General features: G+C 70.3%; 30 protein-coding genes. 21 read left to right on the plus strand and 9 right to left on the minus strand.

Translation table 11 applies throughout. The annotated features are described in order from the left end of the window. Positions 1 to 61 precede the first annotated feature (61 nt). From ACIBVP_RS32645 to era, 5 genes are read left to right on the plus strand one after another with little or no spacing between them, the layout of a single operon-like run. The gene (locus ACIBVP_RS32645; protein WP_396110259.1) at positions 62 to 1,126 is read left to right on the plus strand and encodes a PhoH family protein; all 1,065 of its coding nucleotides are present in this window, start codon (positions 62 to 64) and stop codon (positions 1,124 to 1,126) included. A gap of 2 nt (positions 1,127 to 1,128) precedes the next feature. Continuing rightward, positions 1,129 to 1,698 (plus strand): rRNA maturation RNase YbeY, encoded by a 570-nt coding sequence (ybeY, locus tag ACIBVP_RS32650; protein WP_396110260.1) that lies wholly within the window; start codon positions 1,129 to 1,131, stop codon positions 1,696 to 1,698. A 15-nt stretch (positions 1,699 to 1,713) separates the two neighbouring features. Then, positions 1,714 to 3,030 (plus strand): hemolysin family protein, encoded by a 1,317-nt coding sequence (locus tag ACIBVP_RS32655; protein ID WP_396110261.1) that lies wholly within the window; start codon positions 1,714 to 1,716, stop codon positions 3,028 to 3,030. Continuing rightward, entirely contained in the window at positions 3,023 to 3,337 is a 315-nt protein-coding gene (locus tag ACIBVP_RS32660; RefSeq protein WP_396110262.1) for a cytidine deaminase, read from the plus strand. Before ACIBVP_RS32655 ends, ACIBVP_RS32660 begins: the two co-directional genes overlap by 8 nt. A gap of 20 nt (positions 3,338 to 3,357) precedes the next feature. Beyond that, positions 3,358 to 4,257, plus strand: coding sequence for a GTPase Era (gene era, locus ACIBVP_RS32665; RefSeq protein WP_396110263.1), 900 nt, complete (start codon positions 3,358 to 3,360; stop codon positions 4,255 to 4,257). Here the strand turns inward: era and ACIBVP_RS32670 are convergent, their stop codons facing one another. After that, entirely contained in the window at positions 4,258 to 4,698 is a 441-nt protein-coding gene (locus ACIBVP_RS32670; protein WP_396110264.1) for a hypothetical protein, read from the minus strand. It lies immediately after the preceding gene. A gap of 80 nt (positions 4,699 to 4,778) precedes the next feature. Between ACIBVP_RS32670 and recO the strand changes: the two genes are divergently transcribed. Genes recO through ACIBVP_RS32705 form a run of 7 tightly spaced genes read left to right on the plus strand, consistent with a single transcriptional unit; the run spans position 4,779 to position 10,263 of the window. Further along, the gene (gene recO / locus ACIBVP_RS32675; protein WP_396110265.1) at positions 4,779 to 5,528 is read left to right on the plus strand and encodes a DNA repair protein RecO; all 750 of its coding nucleotides are present in this window, start codon (positions 4,779 to 4,781) and stop codon (positions 5,526 to 5,528) included. Positions 5,529 to 5,538: 10 nt separating this feature from the next. Next, positions 5,539 to 6,354, plus strand: coding sequence for an isoprenyl transferase (locus ACIBVP_RS32680; protein ID WP_396110266.1), 816 nt, complete (start codon positions 5,539 to 5,541; stop codon positions 6,352 to 6,354). Beyond that, the gene (locus ACIBVP_RS32685) at positions 6,351 to 6,776 is read left to right on the plus strand and encodes a YbjN domain-containing protein (RefSeq protein WP_396110267.1); all 426 of its coding nucleotides are present in this window, start codon (positions 6,351 to 6,353) and stop codon (positions 6,774 to 6,776) included. The genes ACIBVP_RS32680 and ACIBVP_RS32685 overlap by 4 nt, the downstream gene beginning before the upstream one ends. Beyond that, the gene (locus tag ACIBVP_RS32690) at positions 6,773 to 7,783 is read left to right on the plus strand and encodes a permease (protein ID WP_396110268.1); all 1,011 of its coding nucleotides are present in this window, start codon (positions 6,773 to 6,775) and stop codon (positions 7,781 to 7,783) included. Before ACIBVP_RS32685 ends, ACIBVP_RS32690 begins: the two co-directional genes overlap by 4 nt. Next, positions 7,780 to 8,496: a TIGR03943 family putative permease subunit gene (locus tag ACIBVP_RS32695; RefSeq protein ID WP_396110269.1), complete on the plus strand. Its 717-nt coding sequence runs from the start codon at positions 7,780 to 7,782 to the stop codon at positions 8,494 to 8,496. The genes ACIBVP_RS32690 and ACIBVP_RS32695 overlap by 4 nt, the downstream gene beginning before the upstream one ends. Next, complete coding sequence (locus ACIBVP_RS32700) at positions 8,486 to 9,868, plus strand: tetratricopeptide repeat protein (RefSeq protein ID WP_396110270.1); 1,383 nt, start codon at positions 8,486 to 8,488, stop codon at positions 9,866 to 9,868. Before ACIBVP_RS32695 ends, ACIBVP_RS32700 begins: the two co-directional genes overlap by 11 nt. Beyond that, entirely contained in the window at positions 9,865 to 10,263 is a 399-nt protein-coding gene (locus ACIBVP_RS32705) for an NUDIX domain-containing protein (RefSeq protein ID WP_396110271.1), read from the plus strand. Before ACIBVP_RS32700 ends, ACIBVP_RS32705 begins: the two co-directional genes overlap by 4 nt. Positions 10,264 to 10,343: 80 nt before the next feature. On the opposite strand, the gene ACIBVP_RS32710 is transcribed toward ACIBVP_RS32705, so the two are convergent. Continuing rightward, positions 10,344 to 11,363, minus strand: a complete 1,020-nt coding sequence (locus ACIBVP_RS32710) for a LacI family DNA-binding transcriptional regulator (protein WP_396110272.1) — start codon at positions 11,361 to 11,363, stop codon at positions 10,344 to 10,346. Between the two features lie 128 nt (positions 11,364 to 11,491). Here ACIBVP_RS32710 and ACIBVP_RS32715 point away from each other — a divergent pair, with 128 nt between their 5' ends. Genes ACIBVP_RS32715 through ACIBVP_RS32730 form a run of 4 tightly spaced genes read left to right on the plus strand, consistent with a single transcriptional unit; the run spans position 11,492 to position 16,009 of the window. After that, on the plus strand, positions 11,492 to 12,781 hold the full coding sequence (locus tag ACIBVP_RS32715; protein ID WP_396110273.1) for an extracellular solute-binding protein: 1,290 nt from the start codon (positions 11,492 to 11,494) through the stop codon (positions 12,779 to 12,781). Further along, positions 12,781 to 13,776 (plus strand): carbohydrate ABC transporter permease, encoded by a 996-nt coding sequence (locus ACIBVP_RS32720; protein WP_396110274.1) that lies wholly within the window; start codon positions 12,781 to 12,783, stop codon positions 13,774 to 13,776. The genes ACIBVP_RS32715 and ACIBVP_RS32720 overlap by 1 nt, the downstream gene beginning before the upstream one ends. Further along, positions 13,773 to 14,636, plus strand: a complete 864-nt coding sequence (locus ACIBVP_RS32725) for a carbohydrate ABC transporter permease (protein ID WP_396110275.1) — start codon at positions 13,773 to 13,775, stop codon at positions 14,634 to 14,636. The genes ACIBVP_RS32720 and ACIBVP_RS32725 overlap by 4 nt, the downstream gene beginning before the upstream one ends. A 2-nt stretch (positions 14,637 to 14,638) precedes the next feature. Beyond that, positions 14,639 to 16,009, plus strand: coding sequence for a GH1 family beta-glucosidase (locus ACIBVP_RS32730; RefSeq protein ID WP_396110277.1), 1,371 nt, complete (start codon positions 14,639 to 14,641; stop codon positions 16,007 to 16,009). A gap of 220 nt (positions 16,010 to 16,229) precedes the next feature. On the opposite strand, the gene ACIBVP_RS32735 is transcribed toward ACIBVP_RS32730, so the two are convergent. From ACIBVP_RS32735 to ACIBVP_RS32745, 3 genes are all read right to left on the minus strand, one after another. Further along, positions 16,230 to 16,655 carry a Fur family transcriptional regulator gene (locus ACIBVP_RS32735; protein WP_396110278.1) on the minus strand — a complete coding sequence of 142 codons (426 nt, stop codon included), beginning with the start codon at positions 16,653 to 16,655 and terminating at the stop codon, positions 16,230 to 16,232. Beyond that, the gene (locus ACIBVP_RS32740; protein ID WP_396110385.1) at positions 16,652 to 16,996 is read right to left on the minus strand and encodes an ArsR/SmtB family transcription factor; all 345 of its coding nucleotides are present in this window, start codon (positions 16,994 to 16,996) and stop codon (positions 16,652 to 16,654) included. Before ACIBVP_RS32740 ends, ACIBVP_RS32735 begins: the two co-directional genes overlap by 4 nt. Before the next feature lie 102 nt (positions 16,997 to 17,098). Beyond that, positions 17,099 to 17,425 carry a DUF6703 family protein gene (locus ACIBVP_RS32745; RefSeq protein WP_396110386.1) on the minus strand — a complete coding sequence of 109 codons (327 nt, stop codon included), beginning with the start codon at positions 17,423 to 17,425 and terminating at the stop codon, positions 17,099 to 17,101. Positions 17,426 to 17,550: 125 nt separating this feature from the next. Here ACIBVP_RS32745 and ACIBVP_RS32750 point away from each other — a divergent pair, with 125 nt between their 5' ends. Beyond that, positions 17,551 to 18,936, plus strand: coding sequence for a glycine--tRNA ligase (locus ACIBVP_RS32750; RefSeq protein WP_396110279.1), 1,386 nt, complete (start codon positions 17,551 to 17,553; stop codon positions 18,934 to 18,936). Between the two features lie 52 nt (positions 18,937 to 18,988). Here ACIBVP_RS32750 and ACIBVP_RS32755 read toward each other — a convergent pair whose 3' ends face one another. From ACIBVP_RS32755 to ACIBVP_RS32765, 3 genes are all read right to left on the minus strand, one after another. Continuing rightward, a complete protein-coding gene (locus ACIBVP_RS32755; protein ID WP_396110280.1) occupies positions 18,989 to 19,468 on the minus strand; it encodes a GNAT family N-acetyltransferase in 480 nt (159 codons plus the stop codon). Between the two features lie 126 nt (positions 19,469 to 19,594). Continuing rightward, complete coding sequence (locus ACIBVP_RS32760) at positions 19,595 to 19,741, minus strand: hypothetical protein (RefSeq protein WP_396110281.1); 147 nt, start codon at positions 19,739 to 19,741, stop codon at positions 19,595 to 19,597. After that, on the minus strand, positions 19,734 to 20,687 hold the full coding sequence (locus tag ACIBVP_RS32765) for a hypothetical protein (RefSeq protein ID WP_396110282.1): 954 nt from the start codon (positions 20,685 to 20,687) through the stop codon (positions 19,734 to 19,736). The genes ACIBVP_RS32760 and ACIBVP_RS32765 overlap by 8 nt, the downstream gene beginning before the upstream one ends. Positions 20,688 to 20,850: 163 nt before the next feature. Between ACIBVP_RS32765 and ACIBVP_RS32770 the strand changes: the two genes are divergently transcribed. The 4 genes from ACIBVP_RS32770 (at position 20,851) to ACIBVP_RS32785 (ending at position 24,624) form a co-directional block, all read left to right on the plus strand. Then, a complete protein-coding gene (locus ACIBVP_RS32770; protein ID WP_396110283.1) occupies positions 20,851 to 21,519 on the plus strand; it encodes a YdcF family protein in 669 nt (222 codons plus the stop codon). Positions 21,520 to 21,528: 9 nt separating this feature from the next. After that, positions 21,529 to 22,800 (plus strand): deoxyguanosinetriphosphate triphosphohydrolase, encoded by a 1,272-nt coding sequence (locus tag ACIBVP_RS32775; protein WP_396110284.1) that lies wholly within the window; start codon positions 21,529 to 21,531, stop codon positions 22,798 to 22,800. 68 nt (positions 22,801 to 22,868) lie between these two features. Next, positions 22,869 to 23,975, plus strand: a complete 1,107-nt coding sequence (locus tag ACIBVP_RS32780) for a serpin family protein (protein WP_396110285.1) — start codon at positions 22,869 to 22,871, stop codon at positions 23,973 to 23,975. 55 nt (positions 23,976 to 24,030) lie between these two features. Beyond that, entirely contained in the window at positions 24,031 to 24,624 is a 594-nt protein-coding gene (locus tag ACIBVP_RS32785) for a carboxymuconolactone decarboxylase family protein (RefSeq protein WP_396110286.1), read from the plus strand. A 22-nt stretch (positions 24,625 to 24,646) separates the two neighbouring features. Here ACIBVP_RS32785 and ACIBVP_RS32790 read toward each other — a convergent pair whose 3' ends face one another. Further along, a complete protein-coding gene (locus ACIBVP_RS32790) occupies positions 24,647 to 25,585 on the minus strand; it encodes a sigma-70 family RNA polymerase sigma factor (RefSeq protein WP_396110387.1) in 939 nt (312 codons plus the stop codon). Positions 25,586 to 25,588: the final 3 nt, after the last annotated feature.

The following is a 25,588-nucleotide window of genomic DNA, read 5'->3' on the forward strand; positions in this document are numbered from 1 at the left end:
TCGAACCGACAGCGACGACCGAAATGGCGCGACCAGGCGCAGAAGGCAGGACCGAAAGCACGTGACCGGTACCGCACGGGGCAGCGCGAGCCCCTCTTCTGCACCGACCCCAGCCGACCCGGCACAGTCCCGGTTCAACGTCCCCGACCAGGCCGTTCTGGCCCTGCTCGGCTCCCGTGACGAGAACCTGAAGGTGGCCGAGGAACTCCTCGACGCGGACATCCACGTCCGCGGCAACGAGGTCACCCTCTCCGGGGCACCCAGCGACGTCGCGTTCGCCGAACGGGTGTTCGCCGAGCTGGTCACCCTCGCGAGCCGCGGCCAGCAGCTCGGGCCCGACGCGGTGCGCCGCACCGTCGCGATGCTGTCCGCCGGCGGCACCGAATCGCCCGCCGAGGTGCTGAGCCTCGACATCATCTCGCGGCGCGGCCGCACGATCCGGCCCAAGACGCTGAACCAGAAGCGTTACGTCGACGCCATAGACCAGCACACGGTCGTGTTCTGCATCGGCCCGGCCGGCACCGGCAAGACCTACCTGGCCATGGCCAAAGCCGTCCAGGCGCTGCAGGCCAAGCAGGTCAACCGCATCATCCTGACCCGGCCCGCGGTCGAGGCGGGGGAGCGGCTCGGCTTCCTGCCCGGCACCCTGTACGAGAAGATCGACCCGTACCTGCGGCCGCTGTACGACGCGCTGCACGACATGGTCGACCCCGAGTCCATCCCGAGGCTCATGCAGGCGGGCACTATCGAGGTCGCGCCACTGGCCTACATGCGGGGCCGTACGTTGAACGACGCGTTCATCATTCTCGACGAGGCGCAGAACACCTCGCCCGAGCAGATGAAGATGTTCCTGACCCGCCTGGGCTTCGGCTCGAAGATCGTCGTGACCGGTGACGTCACACAGGTCGACCTGCCGGGCGGCGCGCAGAGCGGTCTTCGGGTCGTGCAGAACATCCTCGGCGACGTCGACGACGTGCACTTCGCGACGCTCTCAAGCAGCGACGTCGTGCGGCACAAGCTGGTCGGCGACATCGTCGACGCCTACGACCGGTGGTCGGCCACCCAGGACAACGACCAGGACGCGCGCCGCTCCGGCCCGCGTGGACAGGCGCGGCGAGGCCGGTAGTCATGAGTATCGAAATCGCCAACGAGTCGGGCGTGGCGGTTGACGAACCGTCCATTGTGGCCGCGGCCCGGTTCGCGCTCGACCGGATGAAGGTCAGCCGTCTCGCCGAGCTGTCGGTGCTGCTCGTCGGGCTGGACGAGATGGCCGACCTGCACGAGCGCTACCTCGACCTGCCAGGCCCGACGGACGTCATGGCGTTCCCCATGGACGAGCTCGAGTCCGCGCGCAGACCCGACGCGCCCGACCTGGGGCCGACGCTGCTCGGTGACCTCGTGCTGTGTCCGCGGTTCGCCCGCGACCAGGCCCGCAAGGCAGGCCACTCGCTGATGGACGAGCTGCACCTGCTGACCGTCCACGGTGTACTCCACCTGCTCGGCTACGACCACGCCGAGCCCGCCGAGGAACGTGAGATGTTCACGCTCCAGAAGCGGATCCTCGCCGACTTCACGAGCGAGCGGGCCGCCGCCCAGCGCCGGGCCGCGCAACGCCGCGAGGACGACAAGCTGCTCGGCGCGGCCGGGTTCATGGAGTCCGACGACCGCAAGCCGGACTCCGACGACACGGCCGGATAACCCTCGGGGGTCGAAGTGAGCAGCTCCGCGGGACTACTCGTGATCGCGGTACTCCTCGTGGTTCTCGCCGGTTTCTTCGCGTGCGCCGACGCCGCCATCTCGGCGGTGTCCCGCGCACGTGTCGACGGCCTGGTCCGCGGGAACCGCACGGGGGCCCGGCAGCTCCTCGCGGTCGTCGCGGAACGGCCCCGGCACATCAACCTGTTGCTCCTGCTGCGGCTCGGCTGCGAGCTGGCCGCGACCGTGCTGGTCACCGTGGCGTTCATGCGGATCATCGACTCGAACTGGGTCGCGGGGCTCGTCGCCGCGCTGTCCATGATCGTCGTGTCCTATGTGCTCGTCGGGGTCGGGCCACGCACACTGGGCAGGCAGCACCCGTACTCGGTCGGCCTCATCGCGGCCGGGCCGGTGCGCGCCCTGGGCACCGTCCTCGGGCCGTTGTCGCGTTTCCTGATCGTCGTCGGTAACGCCATCACGCCCGGTCGCGGGTTCCGCGAGGGCCCGTTCTCCTCCGAGGTCGAGCTGCGTGAGCTGGTCGACATGGCGCAGGAGAGCGGCGTCGTCGACGCGGGCGAGCGCGAGATGATCCACTCGGTGTTCGAGCTGCGCGGCACGATCGCGCGCGAGGTCATGGTGCCGCGCACCGAGATGGTGTGGATCGAGCAGACCAAGACCGTGCGGCAGGCGCTCGCGTTGTCGCTGCGCACCGGCTACACGCGACTGCCCGTGATCGGCGAGAGCGTCGACGAGGTCGTCGGCGTGGTCAACCTCAAGGACCTCGTCAAGGCCACAGTGGACCCGCGGGCCAACGGGCGTGCCGAACGCGGGCTGGTCAGCGAGTTGATGGGTGAGGCGACGTTCGTGCCCGACTCCAAGCGCCTCGACGACCTGCTGCGCGAGATGCAGCTGTCCCGCAACCACATGGCGATCGCCGTCGACGAGTACGGCGGCACCGCCGGCCTGCTGACCATCGAGGACATCCTGGAGGAGATCGTCGGCGAGATCACCGACGAGTCCGACACCGAGGACCGTCCGCCGGTCGAGCACCTCGACGACGGCGCCGTGCGGGTCAGCTCCCGGCTCCCGGTCGAGGACCTCGGCGAGCTGTTCGGCATCGAACTGGACGACACCGACGTCGAGACCGTCGGCGGCCTGCTCGCCCAGCAGCTCGGCCGCGTCCCGCTGCCCGGCACCGAGGCCGAGATCGAGGGCCTGTCGATGCGGGCCGAGGGCGGCAAAGACGGCCGCGGCCGGATGCGGATCACGTCGGTGGTCGTGCGCTGTGTGCCCGCGGCCGACGCGGCGGAGAAGGAAGGAAGCGAGAGTGGCTGACCTCGACCCCGAGGACGCGAAGCTGATCACCCTGGCGCGGTCGGCGCGAGCCCGCAGCGGGGCGGCCGAGGGCGCCGCCGTGCGTGACGACACCGGCCGCACCTACGTCGCCACCACCGTGGACCTGCCGTCGTTGCAGCTCACAGCCCTGCAGGGGGCGGTGGCGGCCGCCGTGTCCAGCGGCGTGCGCACGCTGGAGGCCGCCGCCGTGGTCACCGACCTGCTCGACGTGGACCGGGCGATCGTCGACGACCTCACACCGTCCGCGCCGCTGCTGGTCGCGGACCCGAACGGCGAGCCGCGCTGAGGCCGGACGACAATGGTGGGATGACCACACCGCACCGCTCCGGCTTCGCCTGCTTCGTCGGCAGGCCCAACACGGGCAAGTCGACGCTGACGAACGCGCTGGTCGGCAGCAAGGTGGCCATCACCTCCAGCAAGCCGCAGACCACGCGGCACGCGATCCGCGGCATCGTGCAGCGCCCCGACGCCCAGCTGATCATCGTGGACACCCCCGGCCTGCACCGCCCCCGCACGTTGCTGGGGCAGCGGCTCAACGACGTCGTGCGTGCCACGTGGTCCGAAGTGGACGTGGTCGGGTTCTGCGTGCCCGCCAACGAGAAGATCGGGCCCGGTGACCGGTTCATCGCGGCCGAGCTGGTGAAGCTGTCCCGGCACACGCCCGTCGTCGGCATCGTCACGAAGACCGACGTCGCGACGAAGAACCAGGTCGCCGACCAGCTCGTGGCGCTCCAGGAGGTCATGGAGTTCACCGACCTGATCCCGGTGTCCGCTGTGGATGGTTTCCAGGTCGACCGACTTGCCGACGTGCTGGTGTCCCGGCTGCCCGAAGGCCCCCAGCTGTACCCGGACGGCGAGCTGACCGACGAACCCGAGGCCACGCTGATCGCCGAACTGGTCCGTGAGGCGGCGCTCGAAGGTGTGCGCGACGAGCTGCCGCACTCGATCGCGGTGACCGTCGAGGAGATCACCGAACGCGAGGACCGCGACGACATGCTCGACGTGTGGGCGAACCTGTACGTCGAGCGCGACAGCCAGAAGGGCATCGTGCTGGGGCACAAGGGCGAGCGCCTCAAGTCCGTCGGCGCGACCGCCCGCCGCCACATCGAGGCGCTGCTGGGCAGCAAGGTGTACCTGCACCTGCACGTCAAGGTCGCGAAGGACTGGCAGCGCGACCCGAAACAGTTGCGCCGCCTCGGTTTCTGATCACGACACCCTGATCATCACTGTGGTGCCGTTGTTGCGGAGGATGTCCATGTTCGTGCCGCTCGCCGTGCCGATCGTGCCGGTGCCGCCCACGGAGGCCACCGTGCCGGACGGCAGCACGAACGTCGCGCCCCGCGGGCTGACGCTCACCACGACGATCTGTTCGCCCCTGATGGTGAGCATGTCGCCGGACTTGACCTCGACCTCGCAGGTGCCGTCGGCGCAGGCCTGAAGGTTGGTCCCGTCGGCGGCCACCTCCGGCACGGGGGCGGTCGTGGTGGTCGTTGTGGTGGTGGTGGTGGTCGTGGTGGTGGTCTCCGTCGTGGTCGTGGTCGTGGTCGTGGTCGTGGTCGGTTCCGGTTCAGGGGCCGCCGACCGGCTGACGGTGCAGCCCGCGACCATGAGCAGGAGCAGAGCGACGGCGGACATGAGCAGGCGCATGTCCGGAACTGTGACAGCCACGGCCCGGGACAGGTCCCCGATGGCACGAAACTGTCGGTGCTCGAAGGTAAGCTCCGTCCGTGAGCCTCTACCGCGACACCGGGGTCGTCCTCCGGGTACAGAAGCTCGGTGAGGCCGACCGGATCATCACGTTCGTCACGCAGCGCCACGGCAAGGTGCGTGCCGTCGCCAAGGGAGTGCGGCGCACGACCTCCCGGCTCGGTGCGCGGGTCGAGCCGTTCGCGCACGTCGACGTGCAGTTCTACACCGGTCGCACGCTCGACGTGATCACCCAGGTGCAGACGATCGACGCGTTCGGCGCCGGCATCGTGACCGACTACCAGCGCTACACCGCGGGCTGCGCGGTGCTGGAGACCGCCGACCGGATGTCCGCCGAGGAAGGGGAGCCGGTCCTGCGGCTCTACCTGCTCGTCACCGGTGCCCTGCGCGCGCTCGCGGACGGTGAGCGGGATCCCTCGCTCGTGCTCGACGCGTTCCTCATCCGGGCGATGGCGTTCGCCGGGTGGGCACCGGCGGTCAACGAGTGCGCACGGTGCAACGAGCCGGGGCCGCACCGCAGCTTCTCCGTGCAGGCCGGTGGTTCGGTGTGCCCGCGCTGCCGCCCACCCGGGTCGGCCGCGCCCGCCGAGGAGACACTCGACCTGATGAACGCGCTGGCGCTGGGCCGGTGGGACGTCGCGGAACGGTGTTCCGGCAACGCCCGCCGCGAGGGGTCCGGGCTCATCGCCGCGCTCCTCCAGTGGCACCTCGAACGACAGCTCCGTTCCCTCCCGCTGGTGGAACGCAAGGGCGTCCAAACGACTCAGTAGGGTCCCTCCCATGCTCCGCCGTCGTACCCGACCACAACCCCCCGAGCCCCACCCGTCCGGCGAGAAGCCGCCCGCCATTCCCGCGCAGTTCGTGCCTCGGCACGTCGCCATCGTCATGGACGGCAACGGGCGCTGGGCCAACCAGCGCGGCCTCACCCGCATCGAAGGGCACAAACGCGGCGAGGCGCAGGTCGTCGAGGTCGCCAAGGGCTGCATCGAACTGGGCGTCAAATGGCTGTCCCTGTACGCGTTCTCCACCGAGAACTGGCGCCGCAGCCCGGAAGAGGTCCGGTTCCTCATGGGCTTCTCACGCGAGGTCATCCGCAACCGCACCGACGAGCTGGACACCTTGGGCGTGCGGGTGCGGTGGGCCGGCAGGCGGCCCAAGCTGTGGCGGTCCGTCATCGCCGAGCTGGAGTTCGCCGCCGAGCGCACCAGGCACAACGACGTCCTCAACCTGGCCATGTGCATCAACTACGGCGGCCGCGCCGAGATCGGCGACGCCGCCAGGGAGATCGCGCGGCTCGCCGCCGAGGGCAGGCTGAACCCGGAGAAGGTCTCCGAACGCACCATCGCCAAGTACCTCTACCAGCCCGAGATGCCGGACGTGGACCTGTTCATCCGCCCGTCCGGCGAACAACGGACCTCCAACTTCATGCTGTGGCAGTCCGCTTACGCTGAGCTGGTGTTCCAGGACATCCTGTGGCCCGACTTCGACCGGCGCCACCTGTGGCGTGCCGTCGAGCAGTACGCCCGGCGCGACCGGCGCTTCGGCGGGGCCAAGGACAGCGACGAGGTCACGGCCGCACTCAAGGGAGATTCATGACTGAACAGGAAGCGTTGAGCACGGCGGACCTGCTCACCAAGGCCCGCACGGCGCTCGAGGCCTTCCACGACGTCCACGTCGACGACGACGGCGCGCTCACGTTCCGGCACGTGGACGTCCCGTGCGCGGTCCAGGCCATGCAGCTCGCCGAGGGCCTCACCGTCCTCAGCCTCACCTGCGTCGTCGCCTGGGACCTGCCGGATGATCCCAACCTCGCTCGTTCCGCCGCGGAACGCGCTGGTGAGGGACTTTTCGGCACGTTGGGCGTCGTGCACACCGAGCGCGGCATGGACGTCACGCTGCGCTACGCGTTCCCGGCCGACGGGATCAGCGAGTCGGCGCTCGGCACGTTGCTGATGCTCGTCGTGTCGACCGCGTCGCAGCTGCGCACCGAGCTGATCGGTGAGGCCAGGGGCGAGTGACGGAGACAGTCCAGGAGTCACCCCGGCAGACGCGGCCGCGGCGGCGGATCACGTCACTGGAGATCCTGTGCGTGCTGCTGGTGCTCGCGATCGTCGGGCAGGGCTGGCTCGCGGACCTGCTCGACGTGAAGGCCATCCAGACCGGGGCCACCATCTTCGTCGCCGTGTGCGTGCAGGCGCTCCCGTTCCTCGTGATCGGGGTGCTGATCAGCGGTGCGATCGCCGCGTTCGTGTCCGCCGACCGGCTGCGGAAGCTGCTGCCGAAGCGCGCCGCGCTGGCCGTGCCGGTCGCCGGGGTGGCCGGGGTCGCGCTGCCCAACTGCGAGTGCGCCGCGGTGCCCGTCACACGGCGGCTGATCCAGCAGCAGGTGCCCGCGTCGGTCGCCGTCACGTTCCTGCTCGCCGCACCGGCCGTGAACCCGATCGTGCTGGTCGCCACCGCGGTCGCGTTCCCCGGTGAGCCGAGGATGGTGCTGGCGCGGTTCCTCGGCTCGTTCGCCACCGCCGTCGTCATGGGCTGGGTGTGGGCGCGGTTCGGGCGGATGGAGTGGTTCGCGGAACGGGCGCTGCGGCGGCTGCCGGACCAGCACGACGACCGCGACCGGTGGGGCGTGTTCTTCGAGACCGCGCGGCAGGACCTGGTCGACGCTGGCGGGTTCCTCGTCGTCGGCGGACTGACGGCGGCGTTGCTCAACGTCGTCGTGCCGCCGTCGTGGACGGACGCGCTCGGCGAACAGGTGCTGCTCGGCGTGGTCGTGATGGCGGTGCTCGCGGTCGTGCTGGCGTTGTGCAGCGAGGCGGACGCGTTCGTGGTCGCGTCGCTGTCGACCATGCCACTGCTGCCCAAACTGGTGTTCCTGGTCGTGGGGCCCGCGATCGACGTCAAGCTGTTCGCGTTGCAGGCGGGCACGCTCGGCAGGCGGTTCGCGCTGCGGTTCGCGCCCATGACGTTCGCGGTCGCGGTGTTGTGCGCGGTGGTCGTGGGAGTCGTGGTGTTGCCGTCGTGAGGCGCGAGACGCAGAACATCCTGCTGGTCCTGCTCGGCGGCGCGCTGCTGAAGATCTCGTTCACCGGCACCTACCTGCGGTACGTGAAGCCGAGCCACCAGTGGCTGCTGATCGCGGGCGGCGCGATCATGATCCTGCTGGCCGCGGTGTCGATCGTGCGGGAGATACGCGGCGGCCGCGATCTCGACGACCACGGACACTCCCATTCGGCGCGCAGTGCGTGGCTGCTGGTCCTCCCGGTGCTCGCGGTGTTCCTCGTCGGGCCGCCGCCGCTGGGGTCGGACTCGGTCGAACGCGCGGCGGGCAACCGGCCGGAGGTGCCGTCGACGGAAGGGGAGGGCTCCGCGCTGTTCCCCGAGCTGCCGCCGGGCGACCCGATCGCGTTGCCGCTCAGCGACTTCTCGTCGCGCGCGGCGTGGGATCGCGGCCACTCGCTGGACGACCGGACCGCCCGTCTCACGGGATTCGTTGTGCAGGAAGGCGATGACACGTACGTGGCGCGCCTCGCGATAGGCTGCTGCGCGGCGGATGCCTTCCCGGTCAAGGTGAAGCTGCTCGGGCAGGAGCTGTCACACCTGGTGGACGACAGCTGGATCGTGGTCGATGTCGTGCTGCGTCCCGGGTCGGCGACCCGCGCCAACGAGTACGTCCCGTCCGCCACCGTCCAGGCGGTGCGCCCCATTCCGGAGCCCGAGGATCCCTATGAGCACTAGACGGGAGCGCAGGCTCGTGGACAGGTTCGAGCACGCGCGCGCACTCCACGAGGCAGGCAGGGTGCGCGAGGCCGAGGCCGAGTACCGCGCCGTGCTGTCCGCCCGCATGAAGGGCGGCGAACCGTTCCACCCCGAGACCCTCGCCGCGTGGCAGCAGCTGGCGTTGCTGATCTCGGTCGACGGCCGCGCCGACGAGGCCGCCGACATCGCCGCGAGGACCACCGAGTCGTATGCCCGCGAGTACGGGCTCAACCACCCGGAGACGTTGCAGAGCCGGGTCGGCCTCGCGCTCGTCCGGTTCACACAGGGCCGGTTCGCCGACGCCGCCGCACTGCACACGTCGGTGTTGCGGGAACGCGAACGATCCCTGGGCGAGGACGCCGCCGCCACGGTGGAGAGCCGCCGCCTCCTGGCCGGCACGCTCGCCCGTGTGGGCCGCGCCGCCGAGGCCGAGGACCTGTTGCGCCTCAACGTCACCCTCGCCCCGGACACGCACCGGCAGCTCGAGGCACGCACCGTCCTCGCCGACCTGCTGTTCCAGCTCGACCGGCTGCGGGAGGCACTGACCGAGTTCACCGCGGTGGCAGACGCGGCCCGCCATGGCCCGATCGCACTCGTGGCGCGGCAGGGCCGGGCGGGCGTGCTGTTCGCACTGGGCCGGCTCACCGAGGCGCTGACCGTGTACCGGTCGCTGGAGTTCGCGTCCGGCGACCAGAACAACGACCTGGTGCGCGCGTCGATCGAACACCTCCGCGCCGCCATGGGTGACGCGGAGACCGCGGTCGTGGAACTGCGGTCGCTGCTGGCGGACGTGCGGGAGCGGTGGGGCCCGACCGCACCCGTGGTACGGGCGACACTCCTGGTACTCGGCGACGTGTTGTTGATGGCGGACCAGCCGGCGGCCGCGGTCGAGGCGTTCGACGACGCGATCGACGCGCTGCGGCGCACGTGCGGCCCACGCGACTCGATGACGTTGTGCGCCCGGCACATGGTGGGAATCGCGCTGGTGCGGGTGGGGCAACTCGACGAGGCGGAACAGGAGTTCGTGGCCGCCGCGGACCGCGACGACCGCCCACCGGCACACAGCTGCGCGCTCGCGGTCCGGCAGGGGCTGGCCCGCATCGCCGCCGCCCGCGGCGAGTACAAGGCGGCCGCCACCACCCAGGCGGAGGTCGTGGCCGGGCTGACCGCGCTGTACGGACCCGACCACCCGAACACCCTGGAAGCCCGCTTCGACGCGGCCAACCTGTTGCGCCACCGCGCGTACCCCGTGGAGGCGGCGGCCGAGCACCGCGAGATCCTCGCCGCCCGCACCCGCGTACTCGGCGAGGACCACCCGGACACCCGCAAGAGCCGCGCGGCCCTGCGATGATCGACAAGGTGGCCTGGCTCCGCGTCGAGGACGGGAAGATCCTCAGCACGCGGTCGCGCGGCAAGGACGTCTTCTACCTGCCGGGCGGGAAACGCGAGCCCGGCGAGAGCGACGTCGAGACGCTGGTGCGCGAGATCGCCGAAGAGCTGACCGTGACGATCGCGCCCGAGAGTGTCGTGGCGGCCGGTGTCTACGAGGCACAGGCACACGGGCACGCGACGGGGGTCGTGGTACGCATGACGTGCTACGCCGCCGACTACGAGGGCACGCTCGCCCCGAGCCACGAGATCGAGGAGGTCGCGTGGCTGACGTACGCGGACCGCGACCGCGTGTCCCCGGTGGACCAACTGATCTTCGACGACCTGCACCGCTCCGGCCGCCTGCGACAGCCGTGACCGAACGGGTCGCGCGGATTCACGTGGCTGGGCTGGCTGACGGAACTCGAAGTGGCCGAAGCACCCACAGGAACCGCACGTCAGGCCGAGTCGCGGATGGCCAGCGTGACCGGCAGCACCGTCGTCTCCGGTCGGATGACGTCGCCAACCAGCAGCGACATCAGCTTCTTCACCATCTCGCGGATCTGCTGTCGCGGATCCTGGTGAATCGACGTCAGCGGGGGCTCCATCGCGGGCGCCAGCGTCGGATGGTCGTCGAACCCGATCACCGCGACGTCGTCCGGGACCGTGCGGCCGGCCGCACGCAACGCCTTCATCGCCCCGGCGGCCATCAGGTCGCTCGCCGCGAACACGGCGTCCAGGTCCGGGCAGCGAGCCAGCAGCTTCGCCGTCGCGGTCTCGCCGCTCGCCATCGTGAAGTCGCCGTGTTCCGACAGGTCGACCGGGTCCAGGCCGAACGACTCCAGCGCCGTCTGCCAGCCCGCCAGCCGGTCCGCGGCGGCCGGGTGGTCGAGCATGCCCGTCACCGTGCCGATGCGGCGGCGGCCGGAGTTGTACAGGTGCTCCACCGCCAGCCGGGCGCCGCCCTCGTTGTCGAAGTCGACCGCGTGCGCGCCCCGGCGGCCGGTGCCGGGCCGGCCGCCGTAGACGACCGGGATCCGTGCGAGGCGCAGTGCGGTCGGCAGCGGGTCGCCCTTGTGCGGCGCGAACACCAGCGCGCCGTCCGCGTGACCGCCTTCGAGGAACTTGATCGTGCGCGGGACGTCGTCGCGGGTGTCGACGAACATCAGCAGCATCTGCACGCCCGCGTCCGACAGCTCCCGGAACGCGCCGTGCATCACCGACGCGAAGTACGGGTCGTCGAGGACGTTCGCCTCGGGCTCGGACAGCACCACCGCGACCGCGCCGGTCCGCCGGGTCACGAGCGATCTCGCCGCCTGGTTGGGGGAGTAGCCGAGTTCGCGCGCCGCACCCAGCACTTTCTCCTTCGCACGGGTGCTCACGTACGCGTCGTCGTTCAGGGCGCGTGACGCGGTCGAGCGGGAGACGCCCGCGTACGCGGCAACGTCTTCCAGCGTCGGGCGCTCGTCCATCGGCATGACGGAAGTGTAACGGATTCTGGGAGCGCTCCCGGAAGGTCCTTGACACTTCGCCGTAACCAGGACCACACTCGGTACTCCCCAACTGGGAGCGCTCCCAGAAATCTGGACGCAAAGGGACAACAGACGTGCGAAGCAACCAACGACGGGTGTTCGCCGGCGCGATCGCCCTTGCCGCGGCGGTGGGCCTGACCGCCTGTGGCGACTCCGACGCCGACTCCGGATCTGGTTCGGGGCAGATCGAGCTGAGTATCGGCACGTTCACGGAGTTCGGGTACGAGGACCTCATCAAGGAGTACGAGGACCTCCACCCGAACATCAAGATCACCCATCACAAGACCGGGCAGGGCGGGCCGTACCACCAGCAGCTGCTGACCAAGCTCGCCGCCAACTCCGGCCTCGAGGACGTGGTCGCGATCGAGGAGGGACACCTCCCCGACGTGCTCGACAAGCCACACCTGTTCAACAACCTGGCCGAGATCGGCCCGAAGGACGTCAAGCCGGAGCGGTGGCTCGACTGGAAGTACCAGGCGGGCACGGCGAAGGACGGCACCTGGATCGGTTACGGCACCGACATCGGCCCGCTCGCCATGTGCTACCGCAAGGACCTCCTCGAGGCGGCGAAGCTGCCGACCGACGAGGCCTCGGTGAAGGCCATGTTCGAGTCCTGGGACTCGTACTTCGAGGCGGGCGACAAGTACGTCGAGGCCACCGGCAAGGCGTGGTTCGACTCTGCGTCGCAGATCTTCAACTCGATGCAGAACCAGCTCCCCGAGGGCTACCTGACCAAGGACGACAAGCTCGCCATCGAGTCCAACTCCGCCATCAAGGACAACTGGGACCAGGTGACCGCGGCGGTCGAGGGCAAGCAGAGCGCCAAGCTCGTCGCCTTCAGCCCCGAGTGGAACAACGGGTTCAAGCAGGGCGCCTTCGCGACCAAGACGTGCCCGTCGTGGATGCTCGGCGTGGTCAAGGAGCAGGCCGGCCCGGAGAACGCGGGCAAGTGGGCGGTCACCGACGCCTTCCCCAACGGTGGCGGCAACTGGGGCGGCTCGTACCTCGCGGTGCCCAAGCAGTCCCAGCACCCCAAGGAGGCCGCGGAGCTGGCGGCGTGGCTGACCGCGCCGGAACAGCAGGTCAAGGCGTTCGAGAAGACCGGCAACTTCCCCAGCCAGGTCGAGGCGCTCGACTCGCCGGAGCTGCTCGGCAGCACCAACGACTACTTCGGTGACGTGAAGGTCGGCCAGCTGTTCGCCACCATGGCGAAGAAGGTCGGCAAGGCCCAGTACAAGGGCCCCGGTGACGGCAAGATCCAGGAGAACGCCACGAGCCCGGCGCTGCAGGCGGTCGAAGCCGGCAAGTCGCCGGAGGAGGGCTGGCGGCAGGCGGTCGATGCCGCGAAGAAGATCGTCAAGTGATGACCACGGTAACCGGGCGGGCGTCTCACCAGGGGGTGGCGCCCGCCCCACCGCGGCCACCCGACAAGCTCACGTGGCGACAGCGACTGTCCAACATGGACGTCAAGTGGTCGCCCTACCTCTACATCGCGCCGTTCTTCGTCGTGTTCGGCGTGGTGGGGCTGTTCCCGCTGCTGTACACGTCGTTCCTGTCGCTGTACGACCGCGACCTGCTCGACCTCGAGGGCACGTTCATCGGGCTCGGCAACTACACGGAACTGCTGGCCGACAGCCAGTTCTGGAACGCCCTCGTCAACACGCTCAGCATCTTCGTGCTCTCCACCGGTCCGCAGATCGTGGTCGCGGTGGGGCTCGCCGCGCTGCTGAACACCCGGTTGCGTGCCCCGACCGGGTGGCGCGTCGGGGTTCTGCTGCCGTACGTGGTCAGCCTCGTCGCCGTCGGGATCATCTTCGCGAACCTGTTCGGGCCCAACTACGGGCTCGTCAACAGCGTCCTGGAGCTGCTCGGCATCGACCGGATCGACTGGCAGAGCAACCGGTTCTTCTCACACCTCGCCATCGCCACCATGGTGAACTGGCGCTGGACCGGGTACAACGCGCTCATCGTGCTGGCCGCGATGAAGGCGATCCCGAAGGAGATCCACGAGGCGGCGCTGATCGACGGCGCGTCGGCGGCCCGCCGGTTCTTCTCGGTCACGCTGCCGTTGCTGCGGCCCACGCTGATCTTCGTGGTCGTCACGTCGACCATCGGCGGGTTGCAGATCTTCACCGAGCCCAAGCTGTTCGACGCGATGCCGGGCTCCAACAACGGTGGCTCGTCCAACCAGTTCCAGACGATCACCTTGTACATGTACCAAACCGGCTTCGAGACGCAGCGGCTCGGCTACGCGTCGGCGGTCGCGTGGGTGCTGTTCCTGTTGATCATCGTCATCGCGGTCGTGAACTTCCTGTTGACGCGTCGGCTGGCGTCGACCGGAGCGGAGGACGAACGATGACCGCGATCTCGATGCGCACGATCCGCCGCAGGGCGCAGACCGGTGACAAACGCGCGTCGTTCTGGGTCTACGGGCTGCTGATCGCGTTCCTGCTCGGTTCGGTGTTCCCGTTCTTCTGGTCGTTCCTGGTGGCCTCGCGGGACAGCTCGATGCTGACCGAACGGGTGCCGCCACTGCTGCCCGGCGGGAACTTCCTCGCGAACGCGGCGCGCGTGTTCGACTCCGTGCCGTTCTGGAAGGCGCTCGGCAACAGCATCATCGTGTCCGGCACCGTCACGCTGACGACGGTGCTGTTCTCGACGCTGGCCGGGTTCGCGTTCGCCAAGCTGCGGTTCCGCGGCCGCGACGGGCTGTTCCTGTTCGTGGTCGCCACGCTGGCGGTGCCGACACAGCTCGGCATCATCCCGCTGTACATGGCGATGGCGGAGTTCGGCTGGGCGGGCGAGTTGCAGGCGGTGATCGTGCCGAACCTGGTGACCGCCATCGGGGTGTTCTGGATGCGCCAGTACACCGCGCAGGTGGTGCCGTACGAGCTGATCGAGGCGGCACGTGTCGACGGCTGCTCGATGATCCGCGTGTACTGGCACGTGTGCCTGCCCGCGGTGCGGCCCGCCGCGGCGTTCCTCGGCATGTTCACGTTCATGACGTCGTGGAACGACTTCCTGTGGCCGCTGGTGGTGCTCAACGCGGAGAACCCGACCGTGCAGATCGCGCTGGAGCGGCTGCAGAGCGGTTATTACATCGATTACTCCCTGGTGCTGGCCGGCACGACGCTGGCCACCATTCCGATTCTGATCGTGTTCGTCGTGCTCGGCCGCCAGATCGTGGCCGGGATCATGTCGGGCGCTGTAAAGGGGTGACCATGTCAGTTCTGCCGGAACAGTCGGAGTCCACTGCACTCCGCTTCCCGACGGGTTTCGTGTGGGGTGCGGCCACCGCGTCGTTCCAGGTCGAGGGCTCGACCGCGGCGGACGGCCGCGTGGAGTCCATCTGGGACGAGTTCTGCCGCCGTCCCGGTGCCGTGCACAACGGTGACACCGGCGAGCCGGGGGCGGATCACTACCGGCGCTACGCCGAGGACGTCGCCATGATGCGGTCGCTCGGGCTCGGCGCGTACCGGTTCTCGGTGGCGTGGCCGCGGCTGGCCGACCTCGGGTTCTACGACCGGCTCGTGGACGAGCTGCTGGCGAACGGGATCAGCCCGTGGGCGACGCTCTACCACTGGGACCTGCCGCAGGCCCTGGAGGAGAAGGGCGGGTGGACCAACCGCGACACGGCCTACCGGTTCGCGGAGTACGCGGCCGCCGTGGCCGGCAAGCTCGGTGACCGGGTCGCGGGCTGGCTGACGCTGAACGAGCCGTGGTGCTCTGCGTTCGCCGGGTACGCGAGCGGCAGGCACGCGCCGGGCGTGACGTCGGGCGACGCGGCGATCGCGGCGGTGCACCACCTGCTGCTCGGGCACGGCCTGGCGATGCGGGAGATCCGCGCGGTGGCCCCGGAGATCCCGGCGGGCATCACGCTGAACCTGTTCCCGGTGCACCCGGCGTCGGACGCGCCGGCGGACATCGACGCCGCCCGCCGCGTCGACGGCCTGCAGAACCGCATCTTCACCGAGCCGGTGTTGCGAGGCGTGTACCCGGACGACCTGCTGGTCGACCTGGCCCCGTACGGTCTGCCGTCGCTGATCCAGGACGGCGACCTCGACGTGATCAGCGCACCGATCGATCTGCTGGGCGTGAACTACTACCGCGCGTACCTGGTGGCCGCCGGTGGTGAGCCGGACGGTCCGTCGGAGTGGGTGGGCGCGGAGGACGTGCGGTTCCTGACGTCCGGGCACCCGAGGACGGAGATGGACTGGGAGGTCCAGCCGGAGGGGCTGACGGAGTTGCTCGTGTCGCTCAACGAGCAGAGCCCGGGCCTGCCGATGTACATCACGGAGAACGGCGCCGCGTACCCGGACACGCTGACCCCGGACGGCGCGGTGCGGGACGCGGACCGGATCGCGTTCCTCGACGGCCACCTGCGCGCGGCGCACGCGGCCATCGAGCAGGGGGTCGACCTGCGGGGGTACTTCTGCTGGTCGCTGATGGACAACCTCGAGTGGGCGGCCGGGTACGCGAAGCGGTTCGGGTTGGTGCACGTGGACTTCGAGACGCAGAAGCGGACGCTGAAGGACAGCGCGCGCTGGTACGCGGGTGTGATCGAGCGGAACGGGTTGCCCGCGGAGGGCTGACGGCTACCGGGGTCGGCCTCCGGCCCCCGGTTCCAGCGTCTCACCGACCACCGACAGCGAGGGGGTGCGGCGCGGCGGTTGTACACAGGCCAACCGCCGCGCCCGCGGTACCCGTCCACGGGCGGCCGGCAGCGGCGGCGTTTCTGTCGGTGCGCGGCACCAGGCTTGACATCGGGGCCGGAGGCCCGGGTTCTGCGCCGTGAGCGGGCAGCGTCGCGCGTCAGCTGGTGCAGGCCGCGCAGGCGGCGCAGGTGCCGAAGACCTCGACCGTGTGGCTGATCTCCGAGAAGCCGTTCTCCGCGGCGACCTTCTCCGCCCACTTCTCCACCGCTGGGCCCTCGACCTCGACCGTCCGGCCGCAGGCTCGGCAGACGAGGTGGTGATGGTGGTGCTGGGAGCAGCGGCGGTACACGGCCTCACCGCTGTCGATGCGGAGCACGTCGATCTCGCCCGCGTCCGCGAGGGACTGCAGCGTCCGGTACACCGTGGTCAGGCCGATGCCCTCGCCCCTGGTGCGGAGTTCCTCGTGCAGGTCCTGCGCGGAGCGGAACTCGTCCAGCTGCTCGAGCAGGCTCGCCACCGCGGCGCGCTGTTTCGTCGAACGCCTCCCCGGGACTGTCGGGGTGCGGCCCTCGCCCTTCGTCACTTGGCAGCCCCTTCCTCCACGTGCGCCACCGCGTCGACGACGATGTGCGACAGGTGTTCGTCGACCAGACGGTAGACCACCTCGCGACCGTGGCGTTCACCGTTGACCACACCGGCCGATTTCAGCACGCGCAGGTGCTGGCTGATCAGGGGTTGGGCCACCCCCAGCGTCTCCACCAGCTCGTGAACGCAGCGGTCGTGCGCGCGCAGTTCGAGCACGATCGCGATGCGGACCGGCGCCGCCAGCGCGCGGAGCAGGTCACCGGCCGCTGTCAACGTGTGCACCGGCCGGTGCTCGGCGCGGGTGGCCGTCGGCCGGTCGACCGAGTGCGGGACGGCCAGATCCGGTGACGAGGCGGCATCCGAGGTCACGGGAGCATCGTCCTCTCGGTCGGTTGCTGAAACGGATATTGGTTACCGTGTTCAACATCCTAGGCGGCCGGGCTATTTCGTCAGCAGCACCGACACAGCGACGGCCACCAGAACGGCCAGGATGAACACCCGGCCCACTCGCTCGCTCGGCGACAGTGCTCGCCACGTCACAGCGAGCAACACGCCGATGCCCGCCGCCAGCACACCCAGGACCACCGCGCCGACGGTGCCGCCGACCACGACCCCGATCACGAACACCACCGCGACCAGCAGGAAAGCCGCGAGCGGGGGCATCCGGGACAGCGGGCCGTCGCCTTCGACCAGCTTCGCTTTCGTCGAGCGCCTCTCGCGCACGCGTCCTCCTTGTGGCGGTATCCGGCTACCGTCGGCAACCTCGATGTGGGGTTTCGACGACTGGAAATCACTCGTTCGGGGCCGCCCACCGCCGAGTAATCTTTACCGGCCGCGCCCCGTCAACCGCCATTGAACGCCATGGCCGCGAGCGCGCGGCAGTTGGAGTGCTCATGCCCGCCGATCGCATCGACACCGTCGTCAGCCTGTGCAAGCGCAGGGGCTTCGTCTACCCGTGCGGGGAGATCTACGGTGGTACCCGCTCAGCGTGGGACTACGGCCCGCTCGGTGTCGAGCTGAAGAACAACATCAAGCGCGAGTGGTGGCGCACGATGGTGCAGCGGCGCGAGGACGTCGTCGGTATCGACTCGTCGGTCATCCTGCCCCGGCAGGTGTGGGAGGCCTCCGGCCACGTCGCGACCTTCCACGACCCGCTGGTGGAATGCCTGGCCTGCCACAAGCGGTTCCGGGCCGACCAACTCGCTGAGGACTACTCGGCACGGAGCGGTACCGACACCACGGAGGCCGACCTGTCCGAGGTGCCGTGCCCGTACTGCGGCGTCCGCGGCAACTACACCGAGCCCCGCGAGTTCACCATGATGGTGAAGACCCAGCTCGGGCCGGTCGAGACCGACGAGGGCCTGCACTACCTGCGGCCGGAGACCGCGCAGGGCATCTTCGTGAACTTCCTGAACGTGCTCACGACCTCCCGGCGCAAGCCGCCTTTCGGCATCGGGCAGATCGGCAAGTCGTTCCGCAACGAGATCACGCCCGGCAACTTCATCTTCCGGACCCGAGAGTTCGAGCAGATGGAGATGGAGTTCTTCGTCGAACCGGGCAGCGACGAGGAATGGCACCAGTACTGGATCGCCGAGCGGATGCGCTGGTACACCGACCTCGGCATCAAGCCCGACAACCTGCGGCTCCACGAGCACCCGGCCGAGAAGCTGTCGCACTACGCCAAGCGCACCGTCGACATCGAGTACCGCTTCGAGTTCGGCGGCCAGGAATGGGGCGAGCTGGAGGGCATCGCCAACCGCACCGACTTCGACCTCACCACGCACTCCAACCACTCCGGGGTCGACCTGTCCTACTTCGACCAGGCAACCAACTCCCGCTACAAGCCGTTCGTCATCGAACCGGCCGCCGGTGTCGGCCGCCCGCTGATGGCGTTCCTGCTCGACGCGTACCGCGAGGACGAGGCCCCCAACGCCAAGGGCGGCGTCGACAAGCGCGCCGTGCTCAGCCTCGACCGCAGGCTCGCGCCGGTGAAGGTCGCGGTGCTGCCGCTGTCCCGCAACCCGGACCTCACCCCCAAGGCCCGCGACCTCGCGGCGTCCCTGCGCCAGTACTGGAACGTCGACTTCGACGACGCGGGCGCCATCGGCCGCAGGTACCGCCGCCAGGACGAGATCGGCACCCCGTTCTGCGTGACCGTCGACTTCGACACGCTCCAGGACCAGGCCGTGACCGTCCGGGAGCGTGACTCGATGACCCAGGAACGGGTGTCGCTCGACAAGCTCCAGAGCTACCTCGGGGGCCAGTTGCTCGGCTGCTGAGCACAGGGCGGTACGTCGGCCCGGCGCTCGGCCGAGCCGTTCCGACGGGTGCTCAGCCGCGGACGTGCACGTGCCCGGGTAACGGCCACGGCGGTGTCGCGGGCAACGTCTCCCGTAACGGGAACCCGGCCTTCTCGGCGACCCGGCAGGAGGCCACGTTGTCCACCTGGTGACGGATCTCCAAGCCCGGGCCTCCCTCGTCGTGCGCCCAGGCCGCCAGTACGCGGACCGCGCGGGTCGCGACGTCACGGCCGCGTGCGTGCGCCGCCGTCCAGTAGCCGATCTCGCGCCCGTGCTTCAGGACCACGCATCCGGCGAGCCCGCCGTCGTCGAGGACGGCGAAGCTGTGCCGGGTGTTCGCGGCCCAGCCCTCCTGCTGCGCAGCCACCCACGCCGTCGCGTCCTCGGCGGTGGTGACGTGACGGGTGGTCCAGCGGCGCATCGCGGGATCGCGGTGGATCTCCACGAGTGCGGCCGCGTCGTCGTCGCTCCACGGGCGCAGGACGAGTCCTTCCGCCGTGAGTGTGGTCATCGGGCACCCTCCTGGCGAAGCGGATCGGCAGGTGTGGGAACTGTCAGGTATTCGCCCCGCTTGGCTTCTTCCGGGGTCACGTTCACGAGATCACCTGCTGATCCCGGTGCCAGGGATGGCGCGTGGTCATGGCTTCTTCTCCGATGGGGCAGGGAGGGGGCGTTCCTCCGGTTCCGGGTGCGTGCGGGGTGGTTCGTGAGCGGGATGGTGCAGGAGCGCCAGCAGGTGGGCGGCCGCCGCTTCGTTGGTCAGGATCTCGGGATCGTCAGACATTGACCCGCACGTCCGGGCGAGGGCGGGCGGCGGCGCGTTCGTAGGCGGCGCGCAGCAGTTCGATCACGGCGTTCGGCTCGTCGCGCAGTTGTGCCGGTGGGGTGTGCAGCACCAGCACACCGCACGCGGTCAGCCGCGCGGCTCTGCGGAGCACTGCCTTGGCGTCGTCGGGGGAGAGGTCGAACGCGTACGAGTCGACCTCCCATGCCAGACCGACCTCGTCCCACCACGCGTCGGCCGTCGCCACGTGGGAGCCGTTGGCGGACGTGATCGGGACGTGCCACGCCGGTGCGGGCAGGCCGAGCCGCTGGACGAGGCGTTTCGCCAGGCCCTGCGCGATCGAGCGGACCTTGTCGTCGATCTCGGCCAGCACGCGGCGGGGGAGCGCGGTGCCGCGGCTGCCCGCGCGGTCCAGTTCGTCCCGCAGCGTCGCCGGGGTGATCCTGCCCTGGGAGATCGTCTCCGCGAGCAGTGCCCGGACGTGCTCGGCCGCCTTCGCTCTGCGGCACGTGTCGATCGTCGCTCTCGGCAGCGGGGCCACCGGGAAGCCGGCCAGGTGCAGTGGGTCCGGGAGCTGGTGGGTGCGTTCGAAGTAGACGCCGTCCACCAGCCTGGGTTGTCGGTGCGGCGGCACGAGCAGGTGGACCGGACCGTCGAGCCTGCCGGCCGTCATCCCGTGCAGTGCCAGCGCGTCCACCCCGCTCAGCACCGCGTCCTGGCCCGCGACGGTCAGAGCGGCCTGTATGCGCTGGGTCCGGTTCGGCGGCTGGTTCGTGAGCAGCACGAGCCCCGATTCCAGCCGTTGCCACGGGCCGCCCGCCTGGCAGCGGTCGCGGATCACGCGGCTGGTGAGGCCCAGCGCGATCAGTTCGGTGGCCGGTGCGACGAGGTGGTCGAAGACGCGGGGGATCGCGTCGAGGTCGAGAGTTGCGCGGTTGTCGTTCACGCCGCCAAGCAAACCCGACGGCGCAGCCCTCCGCGCCCCGTCAAGATCAACATGTGGACAACTCGACCGGCTGTGGACAACTTGGCCCAAGCAACCATCGCCACCCCGAAATCGTCTGTCCTCGCGGGTAGCATCCGAACCTTTACGTGCGGTGTCTGGAAGGATGGCCGAAGTGAGTCACGACGAGCCGAGACCCGTGCGCCGGTTCCTCCGGCGCCTCCTCATCGGCGTGCTCCTGGTCGGCTTCCTCGTGGTCGGCGGCACGAGTTTCCGGGTCTGGCAGGTCGCCCGCGGGGACGACCGGGCGAGCGCCGACGTCGTGCTCGTCCTCGGCGCCGCCCAGTACGGGGGCACCCCCTCGAAGGTCCTCGAGGCCAGGCTGCGGCACGCCAAGAACCTCTACGACGAGGGCGTCGCGCCCTACATCGTCACCACCGGCGGCAACCAGCCCGGCGACACCTACACGGAGGCCACCGCGGGTGTCCGCTGGCTCACCGAGCACGGCGTGCCGGAGGACCACGTCATCCCCATCGGCAAGGGCAACGACACCCTGGGCAGCATCGAGGCGGCGGCCGAGGAGATCCACGGGCGGGGCTGGCGGTCCGTCGTGATCGTGAGCGACCCCTGGCACTCGCTGCGGGCCAGGACCATGGCGTCCGACGCGGGGCTCGAGGCGCGGACCTCGCCGACGCACAGCGGCCCGATCGTCCAGACCAGGCAGACGCAGATCCGCTACATCCTGTACGAGACCGCCGCGCTGCTGTACTACCGCGCGACCAAGGCGTCGGCGGACAACATCGGTGTGCCCGGCAATGTCGGGGCCGACAAGTAGCCTCCCCGCATGACCACGGGGTATGCCGAGCACGATGTCGCGCGCAGGTACGCGGAGCAGGAGAAGTCCGCGCCGCTGCCCGGCTCGCTGCCGTCGCTGCGCAGCTCCTTCTCCCGGGACCGCGCCCGCGTGCTCCACTCCGCGGCGCTGCGGCGTCTGGCGGGCAAGACGCAGGTCGTCGGCCCTGGTGAGGGCTCCGAGGTGAGCGGTGTGCCGCGCACCCGGCTCACCCACTCGCTCGAGGTCGCGCAGATCGGCCGCGGCATCGCGGAGGATCTGGGCTGCGACCCGGACCTCGTCGAGATGGCGGGGCTCGCGCACGACATCGGCCACCCACCGTTCGGCCACAACGGCGAGCGTGCGCTCGACGGGGTCGCCGAGGCCTGCGGCGGGTTCGAGGGCAACGCGCAGACGCTGCGGATCCTCACCCGTCTCGAGCCCAAGATCGCCGATCACGGGCTCAACCTGACCCGCGCGTCCCTCGACGCCGCCACGAAGTACCCGTGGCCACGCACCGAGGGGACCGTCAAGTTCGGTGTCTACGCAGACGACCTGCCGGTCTTCGACTGGCTGCGCGACGGTGCGCCCGCGGGCCGGTGCTGCCTGGAGGCCCAGGTCATGGACTGGGCGGACGACGTCGCCTACTCGGTGCACGACGTCGAGGACGGGGTGCGGGCCGGCCGCATCTCCGTCCCGGAGCTCAGCGACCGGGGCGAGCGGGCGGTGGTGGCGGAGCTGGCCGCCAAGTACTTCAGCGCGGAGCCGGTGTCCGCGCTGGAGGACGCGGCACGGGAGCTGCTGCGGGTGCCGGTCGTCGCCGACCTGACCGCCGCCGAGTACGACGGTTCGCTCGGCGCGCAGGTCGCGTTGAAGCGGCTGACCAGCGAACTCGTCGGCCGGTTCGTGTCCGCCGCGGTGACCGCCACCCGCGCGGCACACGGGGAGGGCGGGCTGACCAGGTACGCCGCCGACCTCGTCGTGCCACCGAGGGTCGCGGCGGAGGTGGCGCTGCTGAAGGCGGTGGCGCTGCGGTACGTGATGAGCGACCGGCAGCGGCTCGCGCTGCAGAGCCGTCAGCGGGAGCTGGTCGCCGAGCTGGTGGCGGAGCTGACCCGCCGCGGGGCGGACGCGCTGGAAGCCGCGTTCGCGCCGGCCTGGGCGCAGGCCGCCGGAGACGCGGAACGGCTGCGCGTCGTGATCGACCAGGTGGCCTCGCTGACCGACGCGCAGGCGGTCAGCTGGCACCGCGCACTCGTCGGGAGGCGGACAGTGTCGGAGTGACGTGGCACACTCGGGAACATGGCAGACACGACGCGTCCGCAGCCGACCCGCGACGGTGAGGGGTGCCGGTGACGCACCTCGCGTTCACACTGAGCCTGCACCGCGCCACCGCGCCGGACCTGGGCGCCAACGCCTGCTGGTCACCGTTCTCGGTGGCGAGCGCGCTGGGGCTGGTCGCGCAGGGGGCCCGCGGGCTGACCCGTGACGAGCTGGCCGTGCTGTTGCTGGGGGAGAAGTCCGGCGACCTGACCGAGCTGGGGGCGTTGCTGACCCGTGCCGGTGTGCTGCAACAGGCACGGGACAACGAGGACGAGCCGGTCATCGCCGTCGCCAACACGTTGTGGGCGGACGAGTCGATCGACGTGCACGCCTCCTACGTGGACGAGCTGGGGCGCTGGTCGAGCGGCATGGTGCGGGAGGCGCCGTTCCGGACGAACCCGCTCGGCGCCCGCGACATGATCAACGTCGACGTCGCGAAGACGACCCGTGACCTCATCCCCGAGTTGCTGCCGCCGGACGCGATCCGGGACGACACCGTGTCCGCGCTGGTCAACGCGCTGTACCTGAAGTGCGCGTGGAAGCACCGGTTCGGCGAGGGCGCCACGGCGCCGAGGCCGTTCCACACGCCAGGCGGCGCCAGGGACGTGCCGACCATGGAGCTGACCGAGCGGGTCGGCTACGCCAGGACGGACGGGTGGCAGGTCGTGAGCCTGCCCGCGGTCGGCGGTGTCGACGCGGTCGTGCTGCTGCCGGACGGCGACCTGACGGCCGCCGAGCCAGGGCTGGACGCGGACCTGCTGGGCCGCCTGCTCGCCGCGCCCCGGCCCGAACAGGTGCACCTGCTGCTGCCGAAGATCCACGTGAAGAAGCAGGCCGAGCTGACGCCACCGCTCAACCAGGTCGGGGTGCGGACGGTCTTCACCAGGGACGCGGATCTCGGCGGGATCACCGCGAGCGAGCTGGCCGTGCAGGCCGTGCTGCACGAGGCGGTGCTGAAGCTCGACGAGCAGGGCCTCGAGGGCGCGGCCGCCACCGCGGTGATGATGCGGCTCATGTCGCTGCCGGTGGGCGAGCCGGTCGAGGTGCGCGTGGACCGGCCGTTCCTGCTCGTGGTCAGGCACCGGGAGACCGGTGTCGTGTACTTCCTCGCCAGGGTGGTCGATCCGGCGGAGTGACCCTGTCACACCTCGGCGCCCCTGCTCGTCCAGACGATGACACGAGGAGGAGATCATGCCGAGAATCCCAGGGGTGGCGACGAAGGACGCGAGCCCGCTGATCCGGATGGGTTACTGGTTCGCGCGGCGGCGGTACACGGTCGTGCCGGAGCCGTTCTCCGTGCTGGCCCGGCACCGGAAGCTGTTCATGACCGCGGCGCGGCACGAGATGTCCGCGGAGAAGGCCAGCCGGACGCTGCCCGCCAACGTCCGCGAGCTGGCGGTGTACCGGGTCGCGCAGCAGCTCGGCTGCTCGTGGTGCGTCGACTTCGGCACCATGCTGCAGAAGCACGAGGGCCTGGACATCGAGCGGCTCAAGCGGATCGACGACTACCAGACGTCGGACACCTACTCGCGGCAGGAACGCCTGGCCGTCGCGTACGCCGACGCGATGACGACGACCCCGGTCAGCGTCACCGACGAGCAGGTGGCGGAGCTGCGCGAGGAGTTCGGCGACGAGGGCGTGGTCGAGCTGACCTACCAGATCGGCCTGGAGAACCAGCGGGCGCGGATGTACAGCTCGCTCGGCATCCGGGACCAGGGGTTCAGCTCCGGCGACGCGTGCCGCCTCCCGACGGCCGACGTCACCCAAGCGGAGCGACGGAGTTGAGCGGAGGACCGCGGCGAGCGGTTCACTCCAGCGACAGGTGCGTGAGCTTGTCCGGGTTCACGATGTCGTAGATCCGGCTGACCCGCCCGCCCTGGACGTCGAAGCTCATGACCCTGCGGTCGAGTGCCCACAGTCCGTCCTCGGCGGGCCGGGCCGGGATCGCCATCCCGATGTCGCCGTTGACCAGCACCAGCTCGCCCTGGATGAGGCGGTGTGCGCCGTACATCTCGACGAGACCCGCCAGGAACCGGCTGATCTTGTCGGCGCCGACCATGCGGCGGCGGGACGTGCGGGCCTTGCCGTTGCTGTCGCCGATGAGCACGGCCTCGGGGTGCAGCAGCTCGACGACCCCGTTGAGGTTGCCGGACAGGATGGCGCCCAGCAGCTTCTCGACGAGTTCGCGTTGGGCGCCCAGGTCGGTGTGGTCCGGCTTCTCCGCCTCGGCCGCCGCGCGCCTGCCCCGCGACGCGTGCTGGCGGGCGGTCGACTCCGTGACGCCGAGGATCTCCGCGATCTCCGAGAACGGCACGGAGAACGCGTCGTGCAGCACGAACGCGACGCGCTGCTCCGGGGTCAGGTTGTCCAGCACCACGAGCGCGGCCATCCGCACCTGTTCGTCGCGCACGACCGTCTCGAGTGGATCGTCGCCGGGCTGCGCGCCGTAGGGGGTGACGACCGGTTCCGGCAGCCACGGGCCGACGTACTTCTCGCGTTGCACGGCGGCCGAGCGCAGCCGGTCGAGGCAGATGCGCCCGACGACGGTGGTGAGCCAGCCGCGCAGGTCCCGGATCTCGGCGCGGCGCGCGTCGTCGAGCCCGGACAGCCGCAGCCACGCCTCCTGGACCGCGTCCTCCGCGTCGGAGATCGTGCTGGTCAGCCGGTAGGCGACGCCGATCAGGTGCGCGCGGTGTGCCGAGAACTCCTTGGCCAGAACCTCGTCGCTGACGGTCACACCCGCAATCCT

Source organism: Actinophytocola sp. NPDC049390 (assembly GCF_044466355.1).
Classification (GTDB): domain Bacteria; phylum Actinomycetota; class Actinomycetes; order Mycobacteriales; family Pseudonocardiaceae; genus Actinophytocola.